The sequence below is a fragment of the Nocardia implantans genome, assembly GCF_035544775.1.
Lineage (GTDB): Bacteria > Actinomycetota > Actinomycetes > Mycobacteriales > Mycobacteriaceae > Nocardia > Nocardia implantans.
In genome coordinates this window covers 737992-759453 of record NZ_JAYKYQ010000001.1, presented here as the reverse complement: position 1 = coordinate 759453, position 21462 = coordinate 737992, and the positions used below count along the sequence as shown (strand labels likewise).

The window sequence follows — 21462 nt, the reverse complement described above, 5'->3', positions numbered from 1 at the left end:
ACAAAATGCTGATGAGGAAATTCGCCGCGACGTCGGCGCTGCTGATCGCCGCTCTCGGCGTCACCGCCGGCACCGTCAACGCGGCTCCGGCCTCCGAGGCCGACGGCGCGGTGAACTTCACCGCGCACGCGACCGACACCCAGTCCATCATCACGACCGATGCCGGTTCCATGGTCGTCGAGGACGGCACGTTCAAGGTCAAGGCCGCCAACGGTGACGTGCTCACCGGCATGCCGCTGACCTTCCGGGTGGACGACTTCGAGTTCCCGATCGCTGCCGAGATCGCGGACCGCACCGCCACCCTGACCCCGCAGTTCGACATGGCGCACGCGACCTACAAGCCGGTCGCCCTGCCTTTCGAGGACAAGGCGCCCTGGAAGAGCGAGTACGACCGTGAGCAGGCCGCCTTCAACCGCATGAAGGACACCATCTCCACCGGCGCCACCATCGGCACCCTGGTCGGCGGCATCGGCGGCGGCGCCGTCGGTTGCGTGCTCGGCGGCATCGCGGGCGCGACCGTCGCCTCCGCGGCCATCGTCGGCCTGTTCGGCGCGTTCATCCCGGCCGCGGCCATCGGCTGCCTCGGCGGCATCATCGCCGTCGGCGCCCTGGGCACCCTGGCGGGCCAGCTGCTGATCACCGCCCCGGTCGCCATCGGCGCCGCGATCCAGTACTTCACCACCATCAACCAGCCGTTCAACGCCCCGAAGTAATCCGCGGCCGAACGCACACAACTGAATCCATCGGAGGCCCCGCTCGCGCGTTCGCGCCGAGCGGGGCCTCCATTATTCCGTCGACGGCCGCGAAGTGAACAAATACTGAACAATATGGAACTTAGAAACTTCGCCGGGTGCTGACCTGCACTATCAAGAGCGAATAACTCTCAGGTGGAATCAATTGCGTCCAGCGCGGGCCGGCGCGGAATAGCTGAAAACCCGCACAGGACGCGAGCCCCGTCCCGGCCGAGTGCGGGGCGAGGCTCGCCTGGAAAGGCCGGACGGTCAAGCCGTCCGCGCCTGCTGGTCGTCCGCGATGCGGGCCCGCACGAACCGGGCGACCCGCGCCAGCGCCGCCCTGCTCTCCGGCAGATTCGGCGCGATGCTCATGAAGGCGTGTACCTGGCCGCGCCACAGTTCCAGCGCGTTCGGCACGCCCGCCGCGGTGAGCCGCTGCGCCATCAATTCCGAGTCGAAGCGCAGCACCTCGTCCTCCGCGGCGATCAGCAGCACCGGAGGAAGCGCGGACAGCACCGCGTTGACCGGCGACAGAATCGGATCGAGCGCCCCGTCGACCTCCGCGCCGATGCGCACCACGGCTTCCAGCGCCGACAGCGGGATGTAGGGATCACGCGCGACGTTGACGTAATCGCGCTTCGCCCCGTAGTCCAGGTCCAGCAACGGGCTCAAGCCCACCAGCCCGGCCGGCGCGGGCAGCCCCGACTCCAGGGCCAGCAGCGCGGTCGCGAAGGTGAGGTACCCGCCCGCCGAATCACCCGCGAAGACGATGCGCGCCGGGTCCGCGCCATGGCGCAGCAGCCAGCGGTAGGCCGCCAGGCAGTCTCCCACCGAGTCGCTGATCCGCGTGCGGGGCAACTGGCGGTACTCGACGTTGATCACGGGCAAGCCGGTGCGGCGGGCCAGGCTCGCCGCGACCGGGCGGTGGCTGCGGGTGTTGCAGATCGCGAAGCCGCCGCCGTGCATGTAGAGCACCGCACCGTGGCGCAGCGCGCGCGACGCCCCCGCCGGACGGATGATCTCCAAGCGCATGCGGTGCAGCGTGACCTGCTCCCGGTCGATGCCGTGCGGCCGGGGACGCAACCTCGCCAGCCCGTCGACGGTGGCCGCGCCGAGGGGAATGGTCGCCTTGGTGACCGGGAGGGTGCGCAGCACCGGCCGGACCACGCCCATACAGGTGGCCAGCAGTAAGCGCGATTGCGCACTGGGGCCCCTGGGATTCATCACCACGCCGGGCTCGCCGTCTCTGGCCGTCATCGCGCACCTACCTCACAACTGGCGCGCCGAATCACGACCGGACCGAGCCCAGGCGAGCTGTCGGCGCTGACATCTCACACAGTGTTTTTTCAGAACACCATGCGCATCGTGACCTACGCAACAGAATCGCTCCAACCCGGCCGCGGCGAAACGCCCGTAACCGAATCGAGGACTACTCGGAACCTCACCGAATCCCGGAGCCGCGAAACTGGCAGACTCCATGGCATGCGCGGAATCATTCTGGCGGGCGGCACCGGCTCCCGGTTGCACCCGATCACGCGCGGGGTGAGCAAGCAGCTGGTCCCGGTCTACGACAAACCCATGGTCTACTACCCCCTTTCCACGCTGATGCTCGCGGGGATCAGGGACATCCTGGTGATCACCACGCCCGACGACGCGGCGGCGTTCCAGCGTCTGCTCGGCGACGGCACGCAGTTCGGGCTGTCGCTCAGCTACGTGGTCCAGCCCGAGCCGGACGGCCTGGCCAGGGCCTTCGTCCTCGGCGCCGATCACATCGGGGGCGATTGCGCGGCACTCGTACTCGGCGACAACATCTTTCACGGTCCCGGCCTCGGCACCAGCCTCAATCGCTTCCACGGCATCGACGGCGGCGCGGTGTTCGCCTACTGGGTGTCGGACCCGACCGCCTACGGCGTGGTCGAGTTCACCGAGGGGCGTGCGGTGTCCATCGAGGAGAAGCCCAAAACGCCGCGGTCGAACTACGCCATTCCCGGGTTGTACTTCTACGACAACGACGTGGTGGAGATCGCCAGGTCGCTGCGGCCGTCCGCGCGCGGCGAGTACGAGATCACCGATATCAATCGCGCCTACCTGGAACAGGATCGCCTGAGCGTGGACGTGCTCGCCCGGGGTACCGCCTGGCTGGACACCGGTACCTTCGATTCCCTGCTCGACGCCGCCAATTACGTGCGCACCATCGAGGAGCGGCAGGGCCTCAAGATCGGCGTACCCGAGGAGGTGGCCTGGCGGATGGGCTTCATCGACGACGAGCAGCTGTGCGCGCTGGCCGAACCGCTGGTCCGCTCCGGTTACGGACGCTATCTGCTCGACCTGCTCGAGCGCGGACGGGACTGGTGAGCATGGAGTTCCGGGAACTCGCGGTGCCGGGCGCGTGGGTGATCACGCCGCGCCAGCACGGTGACGATCGCGGCATGTTTCTCGAGGGATTCAAGGCCTCGGAGTTCGAGAAGGCGACCGGGCGGCCGTTCGATCTGCGGCAGGTCAACTGCTCGGTGTCGGCGGCGGGGGTGCTGCGCGGCATCCACTACACCGAGGACCCGCCCGGACAGGCGAAGTACGTGACGTGTGTGCGCGGCGCGTTCCTCGACGTGGTCGTCGACCTGCGTCCCGGCTCGCCGGCCTACGGCCGCTGGGACAGCGTGCTGCTCGACGACGTCGACCGGCGCTCGGTGTTCCTGTCCGAAGGGCTCGGCCACGCGATCCTCTCGCTGGAGGACGGCTCGACGGTCACCTACTTGTGCTCCCTGGAGTACCAGCCGGAGTTCGACCACGACATCGACGCGTTCGATCCCACGCTCGGCATCGAGTGGCCGAGGGTCGGTCGCGACGGCCGGGAGCTCACCTTCATCCGCTCCGCGAAAGATTCTGTGGCCCCGCCGTTTTCGTGAGCCGAACGAGCGAGCCGAACGTGATGCCGCTCTGAACAGAGCAGCCCGGCGCATCCGCCGGAATCCTCCGGTCCCACGGAATCAGCCGCATACGTCGAGCGCCGCCACCCGATGCTGGGTGACGGCGCTCGGTGTCGACCACTCGGTCAGCCGACGAGTTGCAGTTCCTTCTCCTCGTCCGCCGCCCGCTCCTGGCCGCGGAAGCGCGGTGCGAAGGCCAGCATGGCGACGAGCGCGCCGACGATGGACACGCCCGCGGCGAACTCCAGACCGGGACGGTAGGTGTCGAGCATCCCGGTGGCCGAGATGTCGGCATGCGCGCCGGAGGCGATGATCGCCGTGGTCACCGCGAGCACGATGGCCGCGCCGACCTGCATGGACGTTTGCAGCACTCCGGCGGCGAGACCCTGTTCCTCGTCATCGATGCCGTTGGTGGCCTGGATGTTGATGGCCGGGAAGCCGACCCATCCGATACCGATCAGCAGCACCGCGGGCAGCAGCATCGTCAGGTAGGAGGGCGCGGTGTCCAGCCGCAGGAAGAGCAGGTAACCGACGGCCATCACGGTCATGGTCACGCCGATCACCGGCCCCGTGCCGAAGCGATCGACGAGCTTGTCGGAGAAGAAGGCCGACAGCACGACCAGCAGTCCGACCGGCAGCAGCGCCATGGCCAGCTTCAGCGGCGACCAGCCGAGCGTGTCCTGCAGGTACAGCGTCACGATGAACTGCCAGCTGAAGTAGGAACCCGCCACCGCGACGATCGCGAGACTGGCCCGGACCAGCGAGGACTTGCGCAGGATCCCGAGGCGAACCAGCGGGTAGCGCACCCGCTTCTCCACCGCGACGAACCCGGCGAACAGCGCGGCGACCGCGACGAACGAACCGATGGTGCGCACCGACGCCCAGCCGGCTTCCGGCGCGGCGACCACGGTGTAGACCAGCAGCAACATGGCCGCGGTCGACAGCAGCGCGCCGAGCAGGTCGTGTCCGCCTTCCTCGGCGGGCTTGTCCTTCGGCACCAGCACGAAGGCCGCGGCCAGCGCGGCGAGTGCGATCGGCACCGGAAGCAAGAACGTCCAGCGCCAGCCCACACCGGTCATCAGGCCGCCGAACAGCAGGCCCATGGAGTAACCGCCCGCGCCGAACACCGTGTAGATGGACAGCGCCTTGTTGCGGGCGGGGCCCTCGGCGAAGTTCGTGGTGATGATGGACAGGCCGGTCGGCGCGGTGAACGCGGCGGCGAGGCCCTTGACGAAGCGGGTGAGGATCAGCAGCGGGCCGGAGCTGACCAGACCGCCGGCCAGCGAGGCGACCGCGAAGACCGCGAGCGCGATCAGGAAGACCTTGCGCCGCCCGAGCAGATCGGCGGTGCGACCGCCGAGCAGCAACAGACCGCCGTAGCCGAGGACGTACCCGCTGACCAGCCATTGCAGCGTCGAGGTTGACAGATCGAGTTCCGCGCCGATGGACGGCAGCGCGACACCGATCATCGAGACGTCGAGGCCGTCGAGGAACAACACGATGCACAGCGTGATCAGCATGCCCCAGAGCCGGGCTGACCATCTGGCCGGATCGCTCGCCTGAGCGGCCGTGAGCGTTGCTGGTGAAGTCATGCGGGGAACATTACATGCGCGTGCATTAAATGCCAACACATTTAATGCAGTTGCATGGACATGCTGGGCCCACTAAGATGGGGCCATGTCGAAGCCGACCACCGTGAGCACAGCCCAGCGCGCTCCCGCGCAGGCCGGGCTGGTTGGAGAGTGGCGCGAGCTGCTCGACCGGCACGCCGCGGTGAGTTGTGCGCTCGAGAAGGCGCTGCAGAACGGTCACCACATCGGGCTCAGCGAATTCGAGACGCTGGACCGGCTGGTCGACGCCAACTGCGGCGACTACCGGATGAGCGACCTCGCCAACGACATCTATCTCAGCCAGAGCGCGCTGTCGCGGGCCGTGGCGCGCCTGGAGCGCGACGGTCTGGTCCGGCGCACCATGTGCGAGCAAGACCGCCGCGCCGTGTTCGTCTGCCTCACCGAGAAGGGCCGCGAGGTCTACGAGCAGGCCCTGCCCACGCACCGTGCGGTCCTGAGCGACACCTGGGCTGTGCCGGGGCCGCCGAAGTGCTGACCAGCGTGGATGCGGTGGCCGGTCAGAGCGCCTTCCGCGCGTCCTCGATGCGTTCGCGCGCGTCGACCGCCGCCGCCTCGACGCTCGCGAAAGCAGCTCGGAAACGGGCGATCTCCTGCCCTTTGTCCAGGTAGACCGGCCCGGTGAACATCTCCAGGTAGACCACCGGCGGTTCCGGCCGCGCGTCGGAACCCGTCTCGGCGAACTCCAGCAGCACGAACCGGCCCGACGCCATGCCGTCGTGATAGCCGCAATCCGCGGGCACCACCCGGAGCCGAACGTTCGGCAACTGCGCCATGTGGAGCAGGTGGTCGAGTTGCCCGGCGGTCACCGCCGGGTCGCCGATGCGCCGCCCCAGCACCGCCTCGTCGATCAGCGCGTCCAGCCGCAGCGGAGCGTCGGCACGGGTGACCAGCGCCTGCCTGGCCTGACGTAAGCGCACCCTGCGATCGATCTCGTCGGCGGACAGCTCCGGATGCGCCGCCGCGCACACCGCGCGGGTGTAACCTTCGGTTTGCAGGAGGCCGGGGACGAGTTCGTTCTCATAGGTGGACACCCGGGTGGCCGCTTCTTCCAGCCCGATGTAGACGTCGAAGCCCTCGGGGATGACGTCGCCGTAGGCCGTCCACCAGCCCTTGGCCTTGGTGTCGCGTGCCAGCGCACGCAGCGGTTCGAGCAGGTCGGGCGGCGCGCCGTAGACCTTGCACATCGCCTCGACATCGAGACCGCGCAGCGAGGTCTGACCGGTCTCGATCCGCCAGATCTTCGCCTCCGACCACTCCAGCTGCTGCGCGGCCACCCGCGTGGTCATCCCGGCCCGGTTGCGCAGATCACGCAAGTGCCTGCCGAGTTGCCGTCGCGGCATGGTCGATCCGGTCGTTCCCTGCGGTAAAGCCATGCTTCCCCCCTGCTCGCCGTATACCGCCGCGCCGTGAACCCTGCTCGGTCGGCGGCGCGGCACGCCCTCGGACACCCGAGGTGGATGCCGGGTATCCGAACAGCATTGTTCACAGTGAAACTCGCAGCGGTCACGGCGCGTGTCTCAGCCAGGCCGATGACTCCTGCGAGTCAAACCACTTCCGCCCGCCGCGATTTTCGCTCTACCTGCGCTGGTTCCGCTTGCGGAAGCGCCAGAACTGAACGGCCCGTACGTCTTCGGACAGCTGGTTGACCGGCTCGGCGACGTCCGACAGCGCCTGGAACAAGTCGTCGGCCAGTTCGCTGATGTGCTCCACCCGCGTCGCCAGACGGGAGGCATTCACCAGGAACTCGAGCATCAGGCGGACGGCGGCGGCGATGGTCAGGCCGAGCGGTACGCCCAGCACCGCGGCGAGCACGCCCAGCAGCGCCGACACCCGCCATGCCGAGACCGTCAGCGTGATGGGCACCGCGAAGGCGAACACCAGCCCCAGGATGTAGGCCAGCGGCAGGAGGGTGCGGGTGGCCGGGCGGTGGAACTGCACGTCGATCAGGGCGCGCGCGGCCGCGGCGCTCCACTGCGCGAACGCGCGCGGGCTGCCGAACGGCTCGGCGGGTTGCTCTTCCTCGGGAGCGGGGCCGGAGACGCGCGCGGCCATCGATTCTTTCCAGGTGAGCCAGCGCGACTCGGCCTGGTACTCGCCGACGTCCTCGGGGGCTTCGGTTTCGTTGGGTTCGTCACTCATGCCGGGCTCTCCTGCCTGCGTCACACGAGCCTGCACCAGGCCACATGCTCGTGCCGAATCCCGCTGCGGCGAGCATCCGTTCTCGGCGGATACGCCGGCTGCCCGCACCAGGTCCGATGTTCATGCCCAGAATCCTTCCTGCCCAGGGCGGGACGCATCCAGCCGGAAACGCACACCGCCGGTATGTTTTCGCACCCGCAACACCCAGCGCGCCCCGTCCACAGCGACCTCACAGCTCCGGCGCAGCGAGCGGCCAGCTCCACGACCGAAAGTAGCTGCGTGGCAAGCCTGGCGAGCCACCTCGGGATGCCCGGAGGAACACGGACGAACCTCTCGGAAATGAGACGTAGGCGACACTCCGGAAATTCTTTCGGAGAACCCGTAACGCCGACGGCGTCCCCCGCCGATACGACCCATGAATGCAGGACCCAGAGATCTACCGGGGAATGGAGAAGACAGTGCGCACCACGTTTCCGACTTCCGTCACGGCGGCCGAGCTGACCGCCGCTGCGCAGGACTACAACCAGCGCGGGTGGACGGTCGCCGAAACGGCCAACGGTCTGAACCTGATCACCGACGACAACGTGTCCGGCATCGAGGTCACCGGCGAACTGGCCGGCGAGGTCCGCCGCTTCCTGCGGGCGAACAACCTGTCCGGCGCGGTGATCGAGTTCCCTGGCACGGAGCGGCGCGAGATCCACCTGGTCACCGGTGTACGCAAGGCCGCGATGGCGCTCGAGGCGCTGCGCGAGGCCGGCGCCACCGTGTACACCGACGGCGCGGGCATCCCGCTGCCCCCCACCCACCTGTCGGCCGGTTCGGCCTGCTGGGGCGTCGCTCCCGCCGAGGCCCGCTGGATGCCTCCGGTCGTCGCGATCGCCGCCGCCGTGCGCGCCGCCACCAGCTCGCGCCGCGCCAAGCTGACCATCGCCTGCTGAGCAACGCGCCCCTGATCGAGTTCACCTGCTGATCGCGGGCCGGGGCCGCGCTACCCGGCCTGTTTGCGACCGGTATCCGTCCCGGCGCTCCGGATCCCCACCCCGGAGCGCCGCCGGGTACCGGTCGTTCGGCGTTGCCGATATCAAGCGTTCTCTTTTCAGTTTCGCCGCCGGACGCCAAGATGGGGTATGGCCCCGATCACGCAATCGCGCAATCTGCTGCGGACCTGCCCGCTCTGTGAGGCGGTCTGCGGCCTGGAAATCACCCTCGACCCGGACGACCACGTGACCTCGGTGCGCGGCGACCGCAGCGATCCCTTCAGCAAGGGCTTCATCTGCCCCAAGGGAGCCAGCTTCGGCCATCTCGACGAGGACCAGGACCGGGTGACCGAGCCGCTGATCCGTGATCGCGCTACCGGTGCCTGGCGCGCCGCGACCTGGGACGAAGCCTTCGATTACATCGCCGAGCGTTTCCCCGCCGTCGTCGCCGAGCACGGCGCCCAGTCGGCCGCGGCCTACCTGGGCAACCCCAATGCGCACACCGTGGCCGGCACGCTGTACGTGCCCGCGCTGCTGCGCGCGCTGGGCACCAAGAACATCTACTCCGCGAGCACCGCCGACCAGATGCCCAAGCAGGTGGCCAGTGGGCTGATGTTCGGCGATCCGCTCACCGTGCCGGTGCCCGACCTCGACCGCACCGATTACCTGCTGATGCTGGGGGCCAATCCGCTGGAATCCAACGGCTCGCTGTGCACCGCACCGGATTTCCCTGGCAGGCTGAAGGCGCTGCGCGGCCGGGGCGGCCGCTTCGTCGTGGTGGATCCGCGAGTGACCCGCACGGCGAAACTCGCCGACGAGCACTTGTTCATCCGGCCGGGCAGCGATGCGTATCTGATGTTCGGCATCGTGCACACGCTCTTCGCCGAGCAGTTGACCGATCTGCGCGTCGAGGTCACCGGCCTGGACGAATTGCGCACGGCCGCCGCCGCGTTCGATCCGGATACCGTTGCCACGCGCACCGGCGTACCCGCGTCGACGATCGTGCGGCTCGCCCGCGAACTCGCGGCGGCGCCGACCGCCGCGGTGTACGCCCGGATCGGCACCTGCACCGCCGAATTCGGCACGATCACGCAGTGGCTCGTCGACGCGATCAACGCGCTGACCGGCAACCTCGACTCCCCCGGCGGCGCGATGTTCGCCACCGCCGCGGCCGGCGGGATCTCCCGCACCAGGCCGTTCCGCCCCGGACGCTGGGCCAGCCGGGTGCGCGGGCTGCCCGAGGCGATGGGCGAGCTGCCCGTCGCGACGCTCGCCGACGAGATCACCACGCCGGGCGAAGGGCAGATCCGCGCCCTGGTGACGGTCGCGGGCAATCCGGTGCTGTCCGCGCCGAGCGGCGCACGGCTGGACGAAGCGTTCGCCCAGCTCGACTTCATGGTCAGCGTGGACAGGTACGTGAACGAGACCACCAAGCACGCCGACGTGATCCTGCCTCCGCCGCGTCCCACCCAGTCCCCGCACTACGATTTCGCGCTGCTGCAATTCGCCGTGCGCAACTACACGCGCTACTCGCGTCCACTGGTGCCGCTGGGTGACCGGCCCTCCGAGCCCGCCGTCCTAGCTCGTCTCGCCGCCGCGCTGACCGGCAGGCCGCACGACGGCTCCGACGGGATCGACCCGCTCACCGCCGTGGACGAGCTCGTCATCGCGGGCATGCTGCACAAGGCCGGGATCCCCGAGCGGCGCGGCGATCTGATCGGCGAGAACAGCACCGAGCAGCGGATCGATCTGATGCTGCGCCTCGGGCCGTACGGCGAATGGAACGGCGGCACGCTCAATTTGCAAGTGCTTCTGGACAACCCGCACGGCATAGATCTCGGCCCGTTGCAGCCGCGGCTGCCTGGCGTGCTGCGCACAGCGAGCGGACGGGTCGACCTCGCCCCGCAGCCGCTGCTGGACGACGTGGCGCGGATGCGAGCGCGGCTGTCCGACGCGGCGCCGGAGATCGTGCTGATCGGCCGGCGGCAGCTGCGCTCGAACAACAGCTGGATGCACAACATCGCGACGCTGGTGAGCGGGTCGAATCGGTGCACGCTGCACATCAATCCGGCCGATGTGGCGCGGCTCGGGCTCGGCGATCACGCGGTGGTGAAATCGGCCGCGGGAACGCTGACGGTTCCGCTGGAGCCGACCGAGGCCATCATGCCCGGCGTGGTGAGCCTGCCGCACGGGTGGGGTCACGGCGACAGCGCGCAGACCGTGGCGCGCACGCACGCGGGCGTCAATGCCAATGTGCTCACCGACGATTCGGTGGTCGATGTCCCCTCCGGCAACGCCGTGTTCAACGGTGTTCCGGTGACGCTGACTCCGGCCTGAGCCCGGACGAACAGATCCCGCAAATCCCGACCGGCCGGATATTATTCCGGCCGGTCGGCTTTTAGCTAACCGCGAGAAATACTTGCGCCACAGCCGAATCCGAGGCATCCTCGACGGGGATTTCGACGTTTTGCCGGGCGGTTCTCATCTAAACTGAACGCGATCTCGATACGACCGCGGTTCAACGTCGAGCCTGGTGGAATCCGCATTTCGGCGACCAGAGGGGGCGGCGATGCCCGGTGGACACAACGGCAGCGATGGCGAGCGTGAGCTGCAGGAACGGTACGGAACACAGGATCGAGCGGAGCGCTTCTACGACGACCAAGTGCTCGATCGACTCAATCCGGCGATGATCGACTTCCTCGGCCGGATGGATATGGCGTTCATCGCCACGGCGGACAAACGCGGCGAATGCGACGCCAGTTTCCGAGCCGGACCAGCCGGTTTTCTTCATGTGATAGACGACCGCACCATCGCCTATCCGGAATATCGTGGCAACGGCGTCATGGCCAGCCTCGGCAATATCCTGGAAAACCCGCACGTCGGGATCCTGCTCGTCGATTTCGTACGCGACCTCATCGGACTGCACATCAACGGCTCGGCCCGCATGGTGCCCGACCACGCGCTTCGCGCCACCGTGCCCGACCTGCCCGTCAATCACAAGGGCCGCGTCGCCGAACACTGGGTGGTGGTCGAGGTGGAAGAGGCGTACATCCACTGCCGCAAGCACATTCCACACCTGATCCCCGCCGCGCGCGAACAACGCGAATGGGGCACCGACAATGTCCGCGCCAAGGGCGGCGACTACTTCGGAGCCAAGGCGGAGAAGAGCGAGCTGGCCGACACGGCGATCAGCGGTTCCTGAAACCCTGCCGCGGACGGGCGCTCATCCCCGCTGATGGTGCGCGAGCAAGCGAGCGAGCAGCCGGGTCAGGTCTGCCCTGTCCTCGGCCGAGAGCGGTCCGAGTAGGTCGTCCTGCGCCTTGTCGAGCGCTCGGTCGATGCGCCGCAGTTGCCGCTCGCCCGCCTCGGTGAGGGTCACGATATTGCGCCTTCGGTCGTCCGGATCCGGCGTCCGCTCGACGAAACCCGGCCCGGCGAGTTCGTTGATCGCCGCCACCACATCGCTTCGGTCCATGTTGCACCGGCGACCGAGGTCGGCCTGGCTGGCCGCCCCGAACTCCTCCAGCGCGGCGAGGATGCGGAAGTGATACCCACGCGCGCCGGCCTCGGCGAAGCTGTCGGACGCCAACCGGTGGGCGTGTACGGCCAACTGGGTGAGCAGCCAACTCGGCTTCGCGGTCAGGCGTGCGGGTGCGTTCTCCACGACAGCAACCATACATCGTTGGCACAGCCAACCATTTGGCATATAGTTGGCCGGGCCAACATTGGCAGAGCCAACGAAAGGACCGTCATGTCCACGGATACCGCGATCGCCGACCGTATCGAGATCGCCGACCTGTTCACCCGCTTCGCACGCCTGCTCGACGAGGGACGCTATGCGGACGCCGCCGCCATCTACACCGACGATGTGGAGGTCGACTCGCCGCGTATCCGAGTCCGCGGCATCGACAAGGTCGTCGAGTACATGCGACAGGCCGAGGTCGAGGGCGAACACACCCAGCACACGACCACTGATCTCCTGGTGACGCTCGACGGCGACCGAGCCGCCTCCTCGGCGAACTCGCTGGTCTACTACTACCGCGACGGGCAACCACCGCACCTGACAAGCGGCCTGCGCCTGACCGCCACCACCGTCCGCACACCCGCGGGCTGGCGCCTGCGTAAAATTCGGATCACGCTCGCTTGGACGCGCAAGGAGTGATCCCCCTCCACGTGATCAGCGGTTGGGCGGCGGCCCAGGCTCGCGCCTGCCCACGAGTGGCACACCATGGAGACCTCTTCTCGAAAGACGCCGCAGCCGTGTGCCACTCGCATTGATTCGTCCGGCGATGCGGCAGGGTGGAAGGTGGTGGGGGGCAATGAGGTTCGTAACGGGGTGCGTGGTGCTACCGATCGGTCAGGTATGCGGCGATACGAGCCGCCATCCACAGCCACAGAAGAGGACACGTGATGAAGAAGCTCGTCGCCGTTACCGCCGTGATCGCGGGACTCGTCGCTCCGGTGGGTTCGGCCGCAGCGGAACCTGTCTCCACGCCCGTCGCCGCGACGCCGGCCGCGGCTCCCGTTGGTTCCTGGTCGGAGGACCTGTTCTGCGCCGTCATCGAATTCTTGAAGGGTGGCTGGGCGGGCCGTCCCACCGACTGCTCGTTCTGACGAGCCTGTCGAGATCACTGCCCTGACCCGAATCCCGCGGTGCGGCGGCCGATCGAGTCGCCGTCCTCCTCTGCCACAAACGACGACGCGGCCAGTTCAGTCAGCCGCATGACGCCCACCCGCCGCCGGATCGCTCTGCCGTTCGTGAAAGCTGAGTTGCCCATCGGCGTACGTCCTACTTGCCGCCGAGCGCTGTTGCGAAAATTGTTGCGACTTCGCGAATTTGATCACACGCGGCCGGAACCGGAGCAGCGCCCGGGATCGCGGTCAGCGAGACTTCTAGAGTTCCGTCGGCGCTGCTGATTGCCGCATAGCAGCTACCGGGAAGCGCGGCCACTGTGTACAGAGCAGCCGCTCGTCCGTTGACAGCGTCGGTATTGAAAACGGCGTACTTATCTGTGCTCTTGATCTGATCCAAGGGTGAGTTCGTGGAATGCACTGTGACATTTCCCGTGATGGTCTTCTGGCCGTCGATGACGGCGATGCGACGGAAGGAGCATCCAACAGCCGTCAGGAGATCGGTGACGATCTCTCCAGATGAACGCTGGCGCGTAGCCGGATCGAACCCGGCCTCGGCGACGAGATCGTCGCTCACTTCGAAACAAGGATCGAACCGCACCAGCTTCTTCGAGTCCGGTTGCGCTGGCGCCGGGGGTACAGAGGCGGCCATCGACGGGGTCGGGTGGACCGAAGTCGATGGCAGCCGGCTCGTCGTGGTGTCATCCGAATTGTCGGCGGAACAGGCGGCAAGCGATGTGACCATGGCAATGAGCGCGAAACCCGTGGTCAGAACTCGCTTCATTCGGCGCATCCCCTTTCGGTATCAAACCAACCATGACTTCCCGGAGGGGTAGTCGTCGAAGTCGTCGGGCCAGTCACTGGGGCCGACCACGTTGTCACGCGCAGAGGTGCGTCGCAGCGGCGGCGGGGTAGTCGGTGGCGGCGGTGGTTCAGGGTCCCACTTCCACTCGAACTGGGGAGAGTTCTTGAGCTCCGTGACCTCCGGCGGTACCGGCCTCGCGAGTTGTTCTATGTCAGACCATCGGCACTCGCCCGCACGAACGCGTTCGGCGTATGCCAGTAACGCGTCGGATGCCCCGGGAGCGGCCGCGAGGTTCGACATGAATTCCTCGGTCACCTCGGTGACTTCATGCAGCAGTGCCTGTACGTCGAGGTTTTCCAATTGGATACGCGCGGTCCGCAGTTCCTCCACTGCACCCATGACGCTGCGGACCAGAGCTTCGACAGCTGGGTCCAGGTTCGGCTCGCGCATGCTTCCCCACCGCGATGTCATGCGTCCTCCCAAGGCTGCCCGCCCGATCCGACCTCATAGGATTCCTTGGGGCGGTCCAAGGTGGAGTTGACCTGAGCTATCTTCGATATATCGGTGGCCACGGCGGTGGCCTTGGAGGCCTTCTCCAGCTTCTCGGTGAACGGCGCGATAGTCTCCTTCAATTTCTGTTCGGCGCCTTCCTTCAATTTACCGATCGGATCTTTTATGTACTCGAGTAGCTTCTTGACCTGATCGACCAGCTTCTGAATCTCGACTACCAGATCTATCGCTTTCTTCACGATATCGAATATCTTGATACCCAAATTAACGATCTCATAGACCTGCCCTACGACCGGTATTTTTCTGGCGATAGTCTTGAAGATTCCTTCGATACTTGTGAACTTGATCTGGTCGTTGAGGATGTCCCACAGCTTCGTCAGGATAGTTTTGACGGCTTGCCGGATCTCGTCGGCGACCACTCCGAGCACATCACTGATGATCCGGCCCACCGGGCCTTCCCATTTCATCGCGGAAATCTGCCGGTTCGCCCAATCATTGAAGGACAGCGCGGCCTTGCCATTCCAGTGCGGATCGACTTTCTTCAGGCCCGCTTCCAGATTATCTCCGCAGGCCTCCATTCCATTTCCGGCTGCCTTGTATGCCTCGCCGATCCGCCGAACCTCGCTCCAGTTACCGGGAATCGGCTCCAAGCACTTGCCGAGGGGGTCGATTTCATTTCCAGCCGTGCGGGTGATGCTTTTGATCGACTCGTTCACCTCACCGAGGATCGGAGCCACCTCGCCGATAAGGGCGACAGTATCTTCCTTGTTCGACTGCGGTTCCTGTAGTTCGAAGGATTTCGCCTTCGAATAGTCAGCCGAAGCAACGTATGCCGCCGTGGTTCCTTGAACCTCGATGTCGGCACCGACGGGGGCACCCGGTGCTACCGGGCCGTTGAAGGTGTTCTGATTCAACGCCGTATAGTTCTTTTGGTCCCGGTCGTGATACATCCATGCCGCTTTGTTGAGCTCGGTACCGGTGGATGATGTAGTGGTAGCAATGGAGGCCATGCGCTGCTGCGTTGCCGCGGCCGCGTCCTTGACCGGCGCCACCAACTGATCGATGATCGGCCCTTGCAGCCAATCGGCGGGCATGCATTGTTTGCCGGCGAATTCAGCAGCCTTCGCAGCATCGGCGCCGATCTCGGAGACAAGTCTGCCGAAACCCGCGATCTCACCCGGTACCGCCAGCAAATTCTCACCCAAAGCCCTACATCCTCACTTTGTATTTGTCTTGCCGATCGACTGTATTATCTTTTCGACCTCGTCGCGAGACAGCGACTCCGCCGAGTTCGTATAGTGCTGGATCATGAATATTGCCACTTCAGCCGAGGCATATGCCGCAGTCGCAACGATATCGAATTCCGCCGTTACCGGATCACACGAGGATTTTTTCGGAATATCGGTGACCACAGCGGTGTAGCGCGATGCAGGTCGGCCCGATATCTCGAAGGTGATCGGACCACGCAGCTGCACGGCGGGCATGTGATTCGTCTTCCTGTCCCCGAAGATTCGACTCGCCTTATCGACTTCATCGCGTGCCGCGGTGTCGATGTCGATTCCGTTGCGGCCGTCGACACCGACACTCGCCAGGACCGATCCCTCGGTCTGGCGGCAGTAGCCGATCCCATAGCGACTGACCGCTTCGTAGGAGGCGATAGTCGTGTGATCGATTTCGTCGTTCCACGCCATGATCGCATCGTTCGACGGAGACCAGCCGTCCGACGGAACGGTGTAAGTGAGACCGTATCGAGTGGGGACCGGCTGAAGCTGTCCATTGCCCACCTTCACCAACGGCGGCGGGAACTCCATCGACGGGAATCCTGAGGGAAGCGAAGGTTCCGGCGGTCCGGTAGGGCGCGGAGGCGGGTGCCACGACGAGGCCGCCGCCTCAGGCGGCTCAACCGCGTCCTGGTACGGATTACCGATCCACGTCGAGAGGGTGAGCACCGCGACCGCCGTGCAGAGCAGGAGTGCGATCTTGCCCAACTGGGTCAGGATGCCGTGTCGATAGAGCAGCCGGACAGCGCGATTCAGCCGGTCCACGAATGCGGACCCAGCCACGACCGGCGGTCGGAGAACGCCAGAGCTGTTGCCCTGCACAGTCTTGTAATAGACGATCGTGTACTCATCGCGTGCGGCACAGTGATTACTCCCCTCCTGGTACTCCCGGGCTGGGATGCTAGGGCGGCTGAAAACGACTGTCAATCGAGGCGTCGCGCTCCACCCGCCTCGGCTGACGAGATCGTTGCGATGAACCAGTCGGTTGCCAGTTCGAAAGATCTCGATGTTCGGACGTCAGCGTGGTCGGACGTCTTGCGGGGTCACGCCGAATCGCGCTTTGAAGGCGGAGCCGAAGGTGCTGAGGGAGCGGAAGCCGCTGGCGTAGGCGATTTCGGCGATGGTTCGGGAGGGGGATTCGCGGAGGCGGCGGTGGGCGCGGTCGAGGCGGGCGCCGCGGATCAGTTCGCTTGGCGTGGTACCGGTGTGGTGCAAGGCCAACTGGACTTGGCGCAGGGACCAGCCGAGGGTGCGGGCGATCTCGGTGGGGGTCAGGTCGGGATCGTCGGCGTGCCGGAGGACGTGGGCGCGGACGGCGGCGTCCACCGTCGCCAGCACCGTCGGCGGCGCGGCGTGGCGGCGCATGCGGAGACGGAGCAGATCGACGATCGTGTCGCACGCGGAGGCGAATTCGGGTCCGTCGACGGCATCACGCTGCTTGCCGAGTTCGGTGATCATGCCGACGAGGACCGAGCCGAGTCCCTCCCGCAGGTCGATCAGCGCGGGTCCCTCGCCGAGTTGGAGCGGCAGGGCGCCCGCGGGGACGTTCATCACCCATCCGCGCGCAGCGGCGGGTTGGCCGAAATCCACGGGACGCGTCTTGGTGACCACCGCGCCGTGCCCCGGCAGCACTTCGGCGGTGGTGTCGTCCTGCCGGATGCGCAACGCGCCGGATACCGGGATCATCACCCGCAGGCTGTCGTCGCCGTCGTGCCGGATGTCGGCGCGCGTCCTGGCGTAGACGACGCGGTCCGACCAGAAGTCGATCAGCTGATAGCCCGCGTATCGCTGTACGGCCGTGGCTCCGGCGAACGGTGACCGGCTGTCGAAACGGCATTCCAACGTGCCCTGGTTACGACAAACATGCTCGGCCCAGAAGTCGGCCGATTCGCGGGCCGCGACGGCGGCGGTATCGACCCGTTCCACCAGGTACGGCTCGGCGATCGACACCGGCAACCTCCCGATCGGCGTGCGCGTTTCCGTCAGACCCGTGCGCGTATCAGGTCGAGCGCGCATCGGTCCGCGTCCTAACGTGATCCCGATCGTACCGATCACAGCCCGTCGCGCCGGTGTGTTGCTCAGCCATGGTCGAGGCTCGTGCGGCGCGGGCCCACTCGCGAGGAAGCACAGTGATGAAGCGGACGCATACCCACGTACAGACCCGGCTCGGGCTGCTGCATGTCGTCACTGCCGGAAGCGGCGATCCGATCGTGATGTGGCCGAGCCTCCTGCTGGACGCCGCGCTCTGGGACGCCCAGGTCGACCACTTCGCGGGGAACTACCTGACCATCGCGGTGGACCCGCCCGGTCACGGCAGGTCGAGCCGCCTCGAGCGGCGCTTCACTTTCCAGGAGTGCGCGGGCTGCGTGGTCGACATCCTCGATCACCTCGGGCTGCGGCGAACGCATTTCCTCGGGAACTCGTGGGGCGCCATGATCGGCGGCACCCTCGCGGCCGAATTCCCCGATCGCGTCGAATCCGCCGTGCTGATGAATGGCACGGCATCCTCGGCTCCGCTCGCCCAGCAATTGCAGTACCGGACGCTGCTGATGGTGATCCGGATGCTGGGCGGGATTCGCCCGCCACTCACCAAATCGGTGGTGCGGGCTTTTCTCGGACCGACCACCGAAAGCACCCGCCCGCAGGTCGTCCGGCAGGTCGTCGACATCGCCCGGGGCAATGATCCGGAGTCGATCGTGCACGCCGTGCGATCCGTGGTGATCGATCGGCCGGACCAACGAGACCTCTTCGCCTCGATCACCTGTCCCACGCTGATCGTCGGGGGTCGCGAGGACCGCACCTTCCCCGTGCCCGAGCTCCGGGCCATGGCGGAAGCCGTTCCGGGCTCTGAACTCGTGGTCATCGACGGGGCCGCACACCTCGCGGCCGCCGAGGTCCCCGACGAGGTCAATCGTCTGGTCGGGAACTTCCTGGCCGAGCACGCCGCGACAAGTGATTAGCCCGGCACCGCTCAGCGGAGCTTGAAGATCACCAAGCGCTGGACGATGAAGTTGATGACGGTCGCGGTGCCCTGGGCGACGATGAAGGCCAGCGGCTGACGCCACCACTCGTCGGCCAGGGCGAAGTACAGCAGGTTGTTGATGCCGACCTGCACCGCGAAGGTCACCGCGTACAGCGCCACCACCGCGAGGAAGCGGGCGCGGCTCGGCGGGGCCTGGAAGGTCCAGCGGCGATTGATCAGGTAGGCCGTTGTGGTGCCCGCCACGAAGCCGATCGACTTGGCGACCCCGACCGGCAGGCCGACCAGGTTGAGCAGCAGGCTGTAGAGCCCGTAGTCGACGACGGCCGAGAACCCGCCGGTGAGGGTGAACCGGATGATCTGCGTCTTGAGGTCGACCTCGGTGCCGCCCGGCTCGTCGACCAGGGGCAACTCGGCCGGAAGCGGCAGGTGTGGTTCGGCTTGCACGCCGACGAGCGTAGCGTCGAACGCGGCATCACCGGGATCCGGTGCTGAACCGACACGTACGTCACTACCCATGGGTAGAGCGACCCCGCTCCCATCTGGCGTCATACCTGTAGCCTCTATGCCGATGTCCACGAAAGCTCCGACCGCCACCAAGACAACCGGGAACGACGAAGGCGCCGGCGTCGCGAACGACGGCCCGGCCGCGGGCACCGCGTTCACGCTTCCGACGCGCACCCGTACGTTGACCGGGTGGGGTCGCACCGCACCCACCTCCTCCGAAGTGCTCTCGACCAGCGATCCCGAACTGATCGCCAAGGCAGTCGCCATGGTCGCCGAGGACAACGACAGCAAGCCCGCCCACCTGCGGCGCGGCGTGATCGCCCGCGGCCTCGGCCGCTCCTACGGCGATCACGCGCAGAACGCGGGCGGCTTGGTCGTCGACATGACCGCGCTGCACAACATCCACCGGATCGATCGCGACACCCGCATCGTGGACGTGGACGGCGGCGTCAGCCTGGATCAGCTCATGAAGGCCGCGCTGCCGTTCGGCCTCTGGGTCCCGGTGCTGCCCGGCACCCGCCAGGTCACCATCGGCGGCGCGATCGCCTCCGACATCCACGGCAAGAACCATCACAGCGAGGGCAGCTTCGGCAACCACGTGCGCTCGATCGATCTGCTCACCGCCGACGGGCAGGTGCAGCACATCACGCCGAAGCGCAACGCCAAGCTGTTCTGGGCGACCGTCGGCGGCAACGGGCTCACCGGCATCATTCTGCGCGCGACCATCGAGATGGTGCCGACGGAGACGGCCTACTTCCTCAACGACGGCGTGAAGACCACGACCCTCGACGAGACCATCGCCGCGCACAGCGACGGCAGCGAGGCGAACTACACCTACTCGAGCGCCTGGTTCGACGTGATCAGCCCGCTGCCCAAGCTGGGCAGGGCCACCATCACCCGGGGCAGGCTGGCGAAGGTCGACGAGCTGCCCAAGCGGCTGCGCAGCAAGCCGCTGAAGTTCGACGCGCCGCAGCTGATGACCGTCCCGGACATCTTCCCGAACTGGACGATGAACAAGCTGACGCTGATGTCCATCGGCGAGGCCTACTACCGGATGGGCGGCAACTACACCGGCAAGGTGCAGAACCTGACGCAGTTCTATCACCCGCTGGACATGATCGCGGAGTGGAACCGCGGCTACGGCTCCAACGGCTTCCTCCAGTACCAGTTCGTGGTGCCGACCGAGGCGGTCGAGGAGTTCAAGCGGATCATCATCGACATCCAGGCGTCCGGGCACTACTCGGCGCTGAACGTGTTCAAGCTGTTCGGCCCCGGCAACCAGGCGCCGCTGAGCTTCCCGATGCCGGGCTGGAACATCTGCGTCGACTTCCCGATCAAGCCCGGTCTCAACGAGCTGGTCGGCGAGCTGGACCGGCGGGTGCTGGAATTCGGCGGGCGGCTGTACACCGCGAAGGACTCGCGGACCACCGCCGAGACCTTCCACAAGATGTATCCCCGGATCGACGAGTGGATCAAGGTCCGCCGTAGCGTCGATCCCACAGGCGTTTTCATGTCCGATATGGCGAGAAGGCTGGAGCTGCAGTGATCAATGCCGTTGGCAACCCGCAGTCGATTCTGCTGCTGGGTGGCACCTCGGAGATCGGCTTGGCAATCTGCGCGGAGTACCTGAAGAAGGGGCCCGCGCGCATCACCCTCGCGGCGCTGCCCGGTGATCCGCTGCGGGAGGGCGCGGTCTCCCAGATGAAGGCCGCCGGCGCGAGCCAGGTCGACGTCATCGACTTCGACGCGCTCGACACCGAAAGCCACGCCAAGGTGATCGACGCGGCGTGGGACGCAGGCGATGTGGACGTCGCGATCGTCGCCTTCGCCCTCGACGGCGATCCCGAAGAGCTGTGGCAGAACCAGGCCAAGGCCGTGCGGGTCGCGCAGATCAACTACACCGCCGCGGTCTCCGTCGGCGTGCTGGTCGGCGAGAAGATGAAGGCGCAGGGCTTCGGGCGGATCATCGCCATGTCCTCCGTCGCCGGTGAGCGGGTGCGCCGCTCGAACTTCGTGTACGGATCGACCAAGGCCGGGCTGGACGGCTTCTACCTCGGCCTCGGCGAAGCGCTGCGGCCGCACGGCCCGCGCGTGCTGGTGATCCGGCCCGGCATGGTGCGCACCAAGTTCTCCGCGCACGTCAAGGAGGCTCCGCTCACCGTCGACAAGGAAGACGTGGCGGCGCTGGCGGTCGCGGCGTCGCAGCGGGGGAAGGAACTGGTCTGGGCGCCGGGAACCTTCCGCTACGTGATGATGGTGCTGCGGCACATCCCGCGCTCGATCTTCCGCAGACTGCCGATCTGATCGGCGACCTTCGGACGAAGTGCCCGCGTGATCGGT

Annotated in this window: 23 protein-coding genes; 12 read left to right on the top strand and 11 right to left on the bottom strand. The window is 66.8% G+C overall.

All coding sequences use genetic code 11. The features are described from left to right. Positions 1 to 5 precede the first annotated feature (5 nt). Complete coding sequence (locus tag U3653_RS03350) at positions 6 to 713, top strand: DUF8020 domain-containing protein (protein WP_195079722.1); 708 nt, start codon at positions 6 to 8, stop codon at positions 711 to 713. Between the two features lie 288 nt (positions 714 to 1001). On the opposite strand, the gene U3653_RS03345 is transcribed toward U3653_RS03350, so the two are convergent. Next, positions 1002 to 1991, bottom strand: coding sequence for an alpha/beta hydrolase (locus U3653_RS03345; RefSeq protein WP_195079721.1), 990 nt, complete (start codon positions 1989 to 1991; stop codon positions 1002 to 1004). 225 nt (positions 1992 to 2216) lie between these two features. Between U3653_RS03345 and rfbA the strand changes: the two genes are divergently transcribed. Both rfbA and U3653_RS03335 read left to right on the top strand, forming a co-directional pair. After that, the gene (gene rfbA / locus U3653_RS03340) at positions 2217 to 3089 is read left to right on the top strand and encodes a glucose-1-phosphate thymidylyltransferase RfbA (protein WP_195079720.1); all 873 of its coding nucleotides are present in this window, start codon (positions 2217 to 2219) and stop codon (positions 3087 to 3089) included. 2 nt (positions 3090 to 3091) lie between these two features. Further along, a complete protein-coding gene (locus U3653_RS03335) occupies positions 3092 to 3640 on the top strand; it encodes a dTDP-4-dehydrorhamnose 3,5-epimerase family protein (protein WP_195079895.1) in 549 nt (182 codons plus the stop codon). A gap of 146 nt (positions 3641 to 3786) precedes the next feature. Here the strand turns inward: U3653_RS03335 and U3653_RS03330 are convergent, their stop codons facing one another. Continuing rightward, a complete protein-coding gene (locus U3653_RS03330) occupies positions 3787 to 5253 on the bottom strand; it encodes an MFS transporter (protein ID WP_195079719.1) in 1467 nt (488 codons plus the stop codon). An 85-nt stretch (positions 5254 to 5338) separates the two neighbouring features. On the opposite strand from U3653_RS03330, the gene U3653_RS03325 reads away from it, so the two are divergent. Continuing rightward, positions 5339 to 5767, top strand: coding sequence for a MarR family winged helix-turn-helix transcriptional regulator (locus U3653_RS03325; protein ID WP_195079718.1), 429 nt, complete (start codon positions 5339 to 5341; stop codon positions 5765 to 5767). A gap of 22 nt (positions 5768 to 5789) precedes the next feature. On the opposite strand, the gene U3653_RS03320 is transcribed toward U3653_RS03325, so the two are convergent. After that, on the bottom strand, positions 5790 to 6665 hold the full coding sequence (locus U3653_RS03320; protein WP_195079717.1) for a helix-turn-helix domain-containing protein: 876 nt from the start codon (positions 6663 to 6665) through the stop codon (positions 5790 to 5792). Positions 6666 to 6867: 202 nt separating this feature from the next. Next, a complete protein-coding gene (locus tag U3653_RS03315) occupies positions 6868 to 7431 on the bottom strand; it encodes a DUF4282 domain-containing protein (RefSeq protein WP_195079716.1) in 564 nt (187 codons plus the stop codon). 419 nt (positions 7432 to 7850) lie between these two features. Here U3653_RS03315 and U3653_RS03310 point away from each other — a divergent pair, with 419 nt between their 5' ends. The 3 genes from U3653_RS03310 (at position 7851) to U3653_RS03300 (ending at position 11610) form a co-directional block, all read left to right on the top strand. Beyond that, positions 7851 to 8369, top strand: a complete 519-nt coding sequence (locus tag U3653_RS03310; protein WP_323124457.1) for a hypothetical protein — start codon at positions 7851 to 7853, stop codon at positions 8367 to 8369. Between the two features lie 189 nt (positions 8370 to 8558). Beyond that, complete coding sequence (locus U3653_RS03305) at positions 8559 to 10745, top strand: molybdopterin-dependent oxidoreductase (RefSeq protein WP_195079715.1); 2187 nt, start codon at positions 8559 to 8561, stop codon at positions 10743 to 10745. 232 nt (positions 10746 to 10977) lie between these two features. Then, complete coding sequence (locus tag U3653_RS03300) at positions 10978 to 11610, top strand: pyridoxamine 5'-phosphate oxidase family protein (RefSeq protein ID WP_195079714.1); 633 nt, start codon at positions 10978 to 10980, stop codon at positions 11608 to 11610. A 21-nt stretch (positions 11611 to 11631) separates the two neighbouring features. Here the strand turns inward: U3653_RS03300 and U3653_RS03295 are convergent, their stop codons facing one another. After that, the gene (locus tag U3653_RS03295; protein ID WP_195079713.1) at positions 11632 to 12072 is read right to left on the bottom strand and encodes a MarR family winged helix-turn-helix transcriptional regulator; all 441 of its coding nucleotides are present in this window, start codon (positions 12070 to 12072) and stop codon (positions 11632 to 11634) included. Positions 12073 to 12159: 87 nt separating this feature from the next. On the opposite strand from U3653_RS03295, the gene U3653_RS03290 reads away from it, so the two are divergent. Together U3653_RS03290 and U3653_RS03285 are read left to right on the top strand one after the other, a co-directional pair. After that, on the top strand, positions 12160 to 12570 hold the full coding sequence (locus tag U3653_RS03290; protein WP_195079712.1) for a nuclear transport factor 2 family protein: 411 nt from the start codon (positions 12160 to 12162) through the stop codon (positions 12568 to 12570). A gap of 248 nt (positions 12571 to 12818) precedes the next feature. Next, the gene (locus tag U3653_RS03285; RefSeq protein WP_195079711.1) at positions 12819 to 13022 is read left to right on the top strand and encodes a hypothetical protein; all 204 of its coding nucleotides are present in this window, start codon (positions 12819 to 12821) and stop codon (positions 13020 to 13022) included. A gap of 175 nt (positions 13023 to 13197) precedes the next feature. On the opposite strand, the gene U3653_RS03280 is transcribed toward U3653_RS03285, so the two are convergent. The 5 genes from U3653_RS03280 to U3653_RS03260 form a co-directional block, all read right to left on the bottom strand. Further along, positions 13198 to 13824, bottom strand: coding sequence for a DUF3558 domain-containing protein (locus tag U3653_RS03280; RefSeq protein WP_195079710.1), 627 nt, complete (start codon positions 13822 to 13824; stop codon positions 13198 to 13200). A gap of 21 nt (positions 13825 to 13845) precedes the next feature. After that, positions 13846 to 14295, bottom strand: coding sequence for a hypothetical protein (locus U3653_RS03275; protein WP_323124456.1), 450 nt, complete (start codon positions 14293 to 14295; stop codon positions 13846 to 13848). Between the two features lie 17 nt (positions 14296 to 14312). Then, positions 14313 to 15560 (bottom strand): type VII secretion target, encoded by a 1248-nt coding sequence (locus tag U3653_RS03270; protein WP_195079708.1) that lies wholly within the window; start codon positions 15558 to 15560, stop codon positions 14313 to 14315. A 12-nt stretch (positions 15561 to 15572) separates the two neighbouring features. Then, positions 15573 to 16400, bottom strand: a complete 828-nt coding sequence (locus tag U3653_RS03265; RefSeq protein WP_195079707.1) for a DUF8017 domain-containing protein — start codon at positions 16398 to 16400, stop codon at positions 15573 to 15575. A gap of 252 nt (positions 16401 to 16652) precedes the next feature. Further along, positions 16653 to 17585 carry an AraC family transcriptional regulator gene (locus U3653_RS03260; protein ID WP_195079706.1) on the bottom strand — a complete coding sequence of 311 codons (933 nt, stop codon included), beginning with the start codon at positions 17583 to 17585 and terminating at the stop codon, positions 16653 to 16655. 182 nt (positions 17586 to 17767) lie between these two features. Between U3653_RS03260 and U3653_RS03255 the strand changes: the two genes are divergently transcribed. Beyond that, positions 17768 to 18595 (top strand): alpha/beta fold hydrolase, encoded by an 828-nt coding sequence (locus U3653_RS03255; RefSeq protein WP_195079705.1) that lies wholly within the window; start codon positions 17768 to 17770, stop codon positions 18593 to 18595. Between the two features lie 11 nt (positions 18596 to 18606). Here the strand turns inward: U3653_RS03255 and U3653_RS03250 are convergent, their stop codons facing one another. After that, positions 18607 to 19062: a GtrA family protein gene (locus tag U3653_RS03250; RefSeq protein WP_244891846.1), complete on the bottom strand. Its 456-nt coding sequence runs from the start codon at positions 19060 to 19062 to the stop codon at positions 18607 to 18609. 118 nt (positions 19063 to 19180) lie between these two features. Between U3653_RS03250 and dprE1 the strand changes: the two genes are divergently transcribed. Further along, positions 19181 to 20668: a decaprenylphosphoryl-beta-D-ribose oxidase gene (gene dprE1, locus U3653_RS03245; protein ID WP_323124455.1), complete on the top strand. Its 1488-nt coding sequence runs from the start codon at positions 19181 to 19183 to the stop codon at positions 20666 to 20668. Further along, positions 20665 to 21426, top strand: a complete 762-nt coding sequence (gene dprE2 / locus U3653_RS03240; RefSeq protein ID WP_195079704.1) for a decaprenylphospho-beta-D-erythro-pentofuranosid-2-ulose 2-reductase — start codon at positions 20665 to 20667, stop codon at positions 21424 to 21426. Before dprE1 ends, dprE2 begins: the two co-directional genes overlap by 4 nt. Positions 21427 to 21462 lie beyond the last annotated feature (36 nt).

What these genes read in the sequence shown, in the direction of transcription:
- U3653_RS03345 (WP_195079721.1), bottom strand. Translation starts at nt 1,991, where the DNA reads ATGACGGCCAGAGACGGCGAGCCCGGCGTGGTGATGAATCCCAGGGGC.
- U3653_RS03255 (WP_195079705.1), top strand. Translation starts at nt 17,768, where the DNA reads ATGAAGCGGACGCATACCCACGTACAGACCCGGCTCGGGCTGCTGCAT.
- U3653_RS03310 (WP_323124457.1), top strand. Translation starts at nt 7,851, where the DNA reads ATGCAGGACCCAGAGATCTACCGGGGAATGGAGAAGACAGTGCGCACC.
- U3653_RS03350 (WP_195079722.1), top strand. Translation starts at nt 6, where the DNA reads ATGCTGATGAGGAAATTCGCCGCGACGTCGGCGCTGCTGATCGCCGCT.
- U3653_RS03330 (WP_195079719.1), bottom strand. Translation starts at nt 5,253, where the DNA reads ATGACTTCACCAGCAACGCTCACGGCCGCTCAGGCGAGCGATCCGGCC.
- U3653_RS03300 (WP_195079714.1), top strand. Translation starts at nt 10,978, where the DNA reads ATGCCCGGTGGACACAACGGCAGCGATGGCGAGCGTGAGCTGCAGGAA.
- U3653_RS03320 (WP_195079717.1), bottom strand. Translation starts at nt 6,665, where the DNA reads ATGGCTTTACCGCAGGGAACGACCGGATCGACCATGCCGCGACGGCAA.
- U3653_RS03325 (WP_195079718.1), top strand. Translation starts at nt 5,339, where the DNA reads ATGTCGAAGCCGACCACCGTGAGCACAGCCCAGCGCGCTCCCGCGCAG.
- U3653_RS03305 (WP_195079715.1), top strand. Translation starts at nt 8,559, where the DNA reads ATGGCCCCGATCACGCAATCGCGCAATCTGCTGCGGACCTGCCCGCTC.
- dprE1 (WP_323124455.1), top strand. Translation starts at nt 19,181, where the DNA reads ATGCCGATGTCCACGAAAGCTCCGACCGCCACCAAGACAACCGGGAAC.
- U3653_RS03285 (WP_195079711.1), top strand. Translation starts at nt 12,819, where the DNA reads ATGAAGAAGCTCGTCGCCGTTACCGCCGTGATCGCGGGACTCGTCGCT.
- U3653_RS03315 (WP_195079716.1), bottom strand. Translation starts at nt 7,431, where the DNA reads ATGAGTGACGAACCCAACGAAACCGAAGCCCCCGAGGACGTCGGCGAG.
- U3653_RS03335 (WP_195079895.1), top strand. Translation starts at nt 3,092, where the DNA reads ATGGAGTTCCGGGAACTCGCGGTGCCGGGCGCGTGGGTGATCACGCCG.
- U3653_RS03290 (WP_195079712.1), top strand. Translation starts at nt 12,160, where the DNA reads ATGTCCACGGATACCGCGATCGCCGACCGTATCGAGATCGCCGACCTG.
- U3653_RS03275 (WP_323124456.1), bottom strand. Translation starts at nt 14,295, where the DNA reads ATGCGCGAGCCGAACCTGGACCCAGCTGTCGAAGCTCTGGTCCGCAGC.
- U3653_RS03280 (WP_195079710.1), bottom strand. Translation starts at nt 13,824, where the DNA reads ATGAAGCGAGTTCTGACCACGGGTTTCGCGCTCATTGCCATGGTCACA.
- rfbA (WP_195079720.1), top strand. Translation starts at nt 2,217, where the DNA reads ATGCGCGGAATCATTCTGGCGGGCGGCACCGGCTCCCGGTTGCACCCG.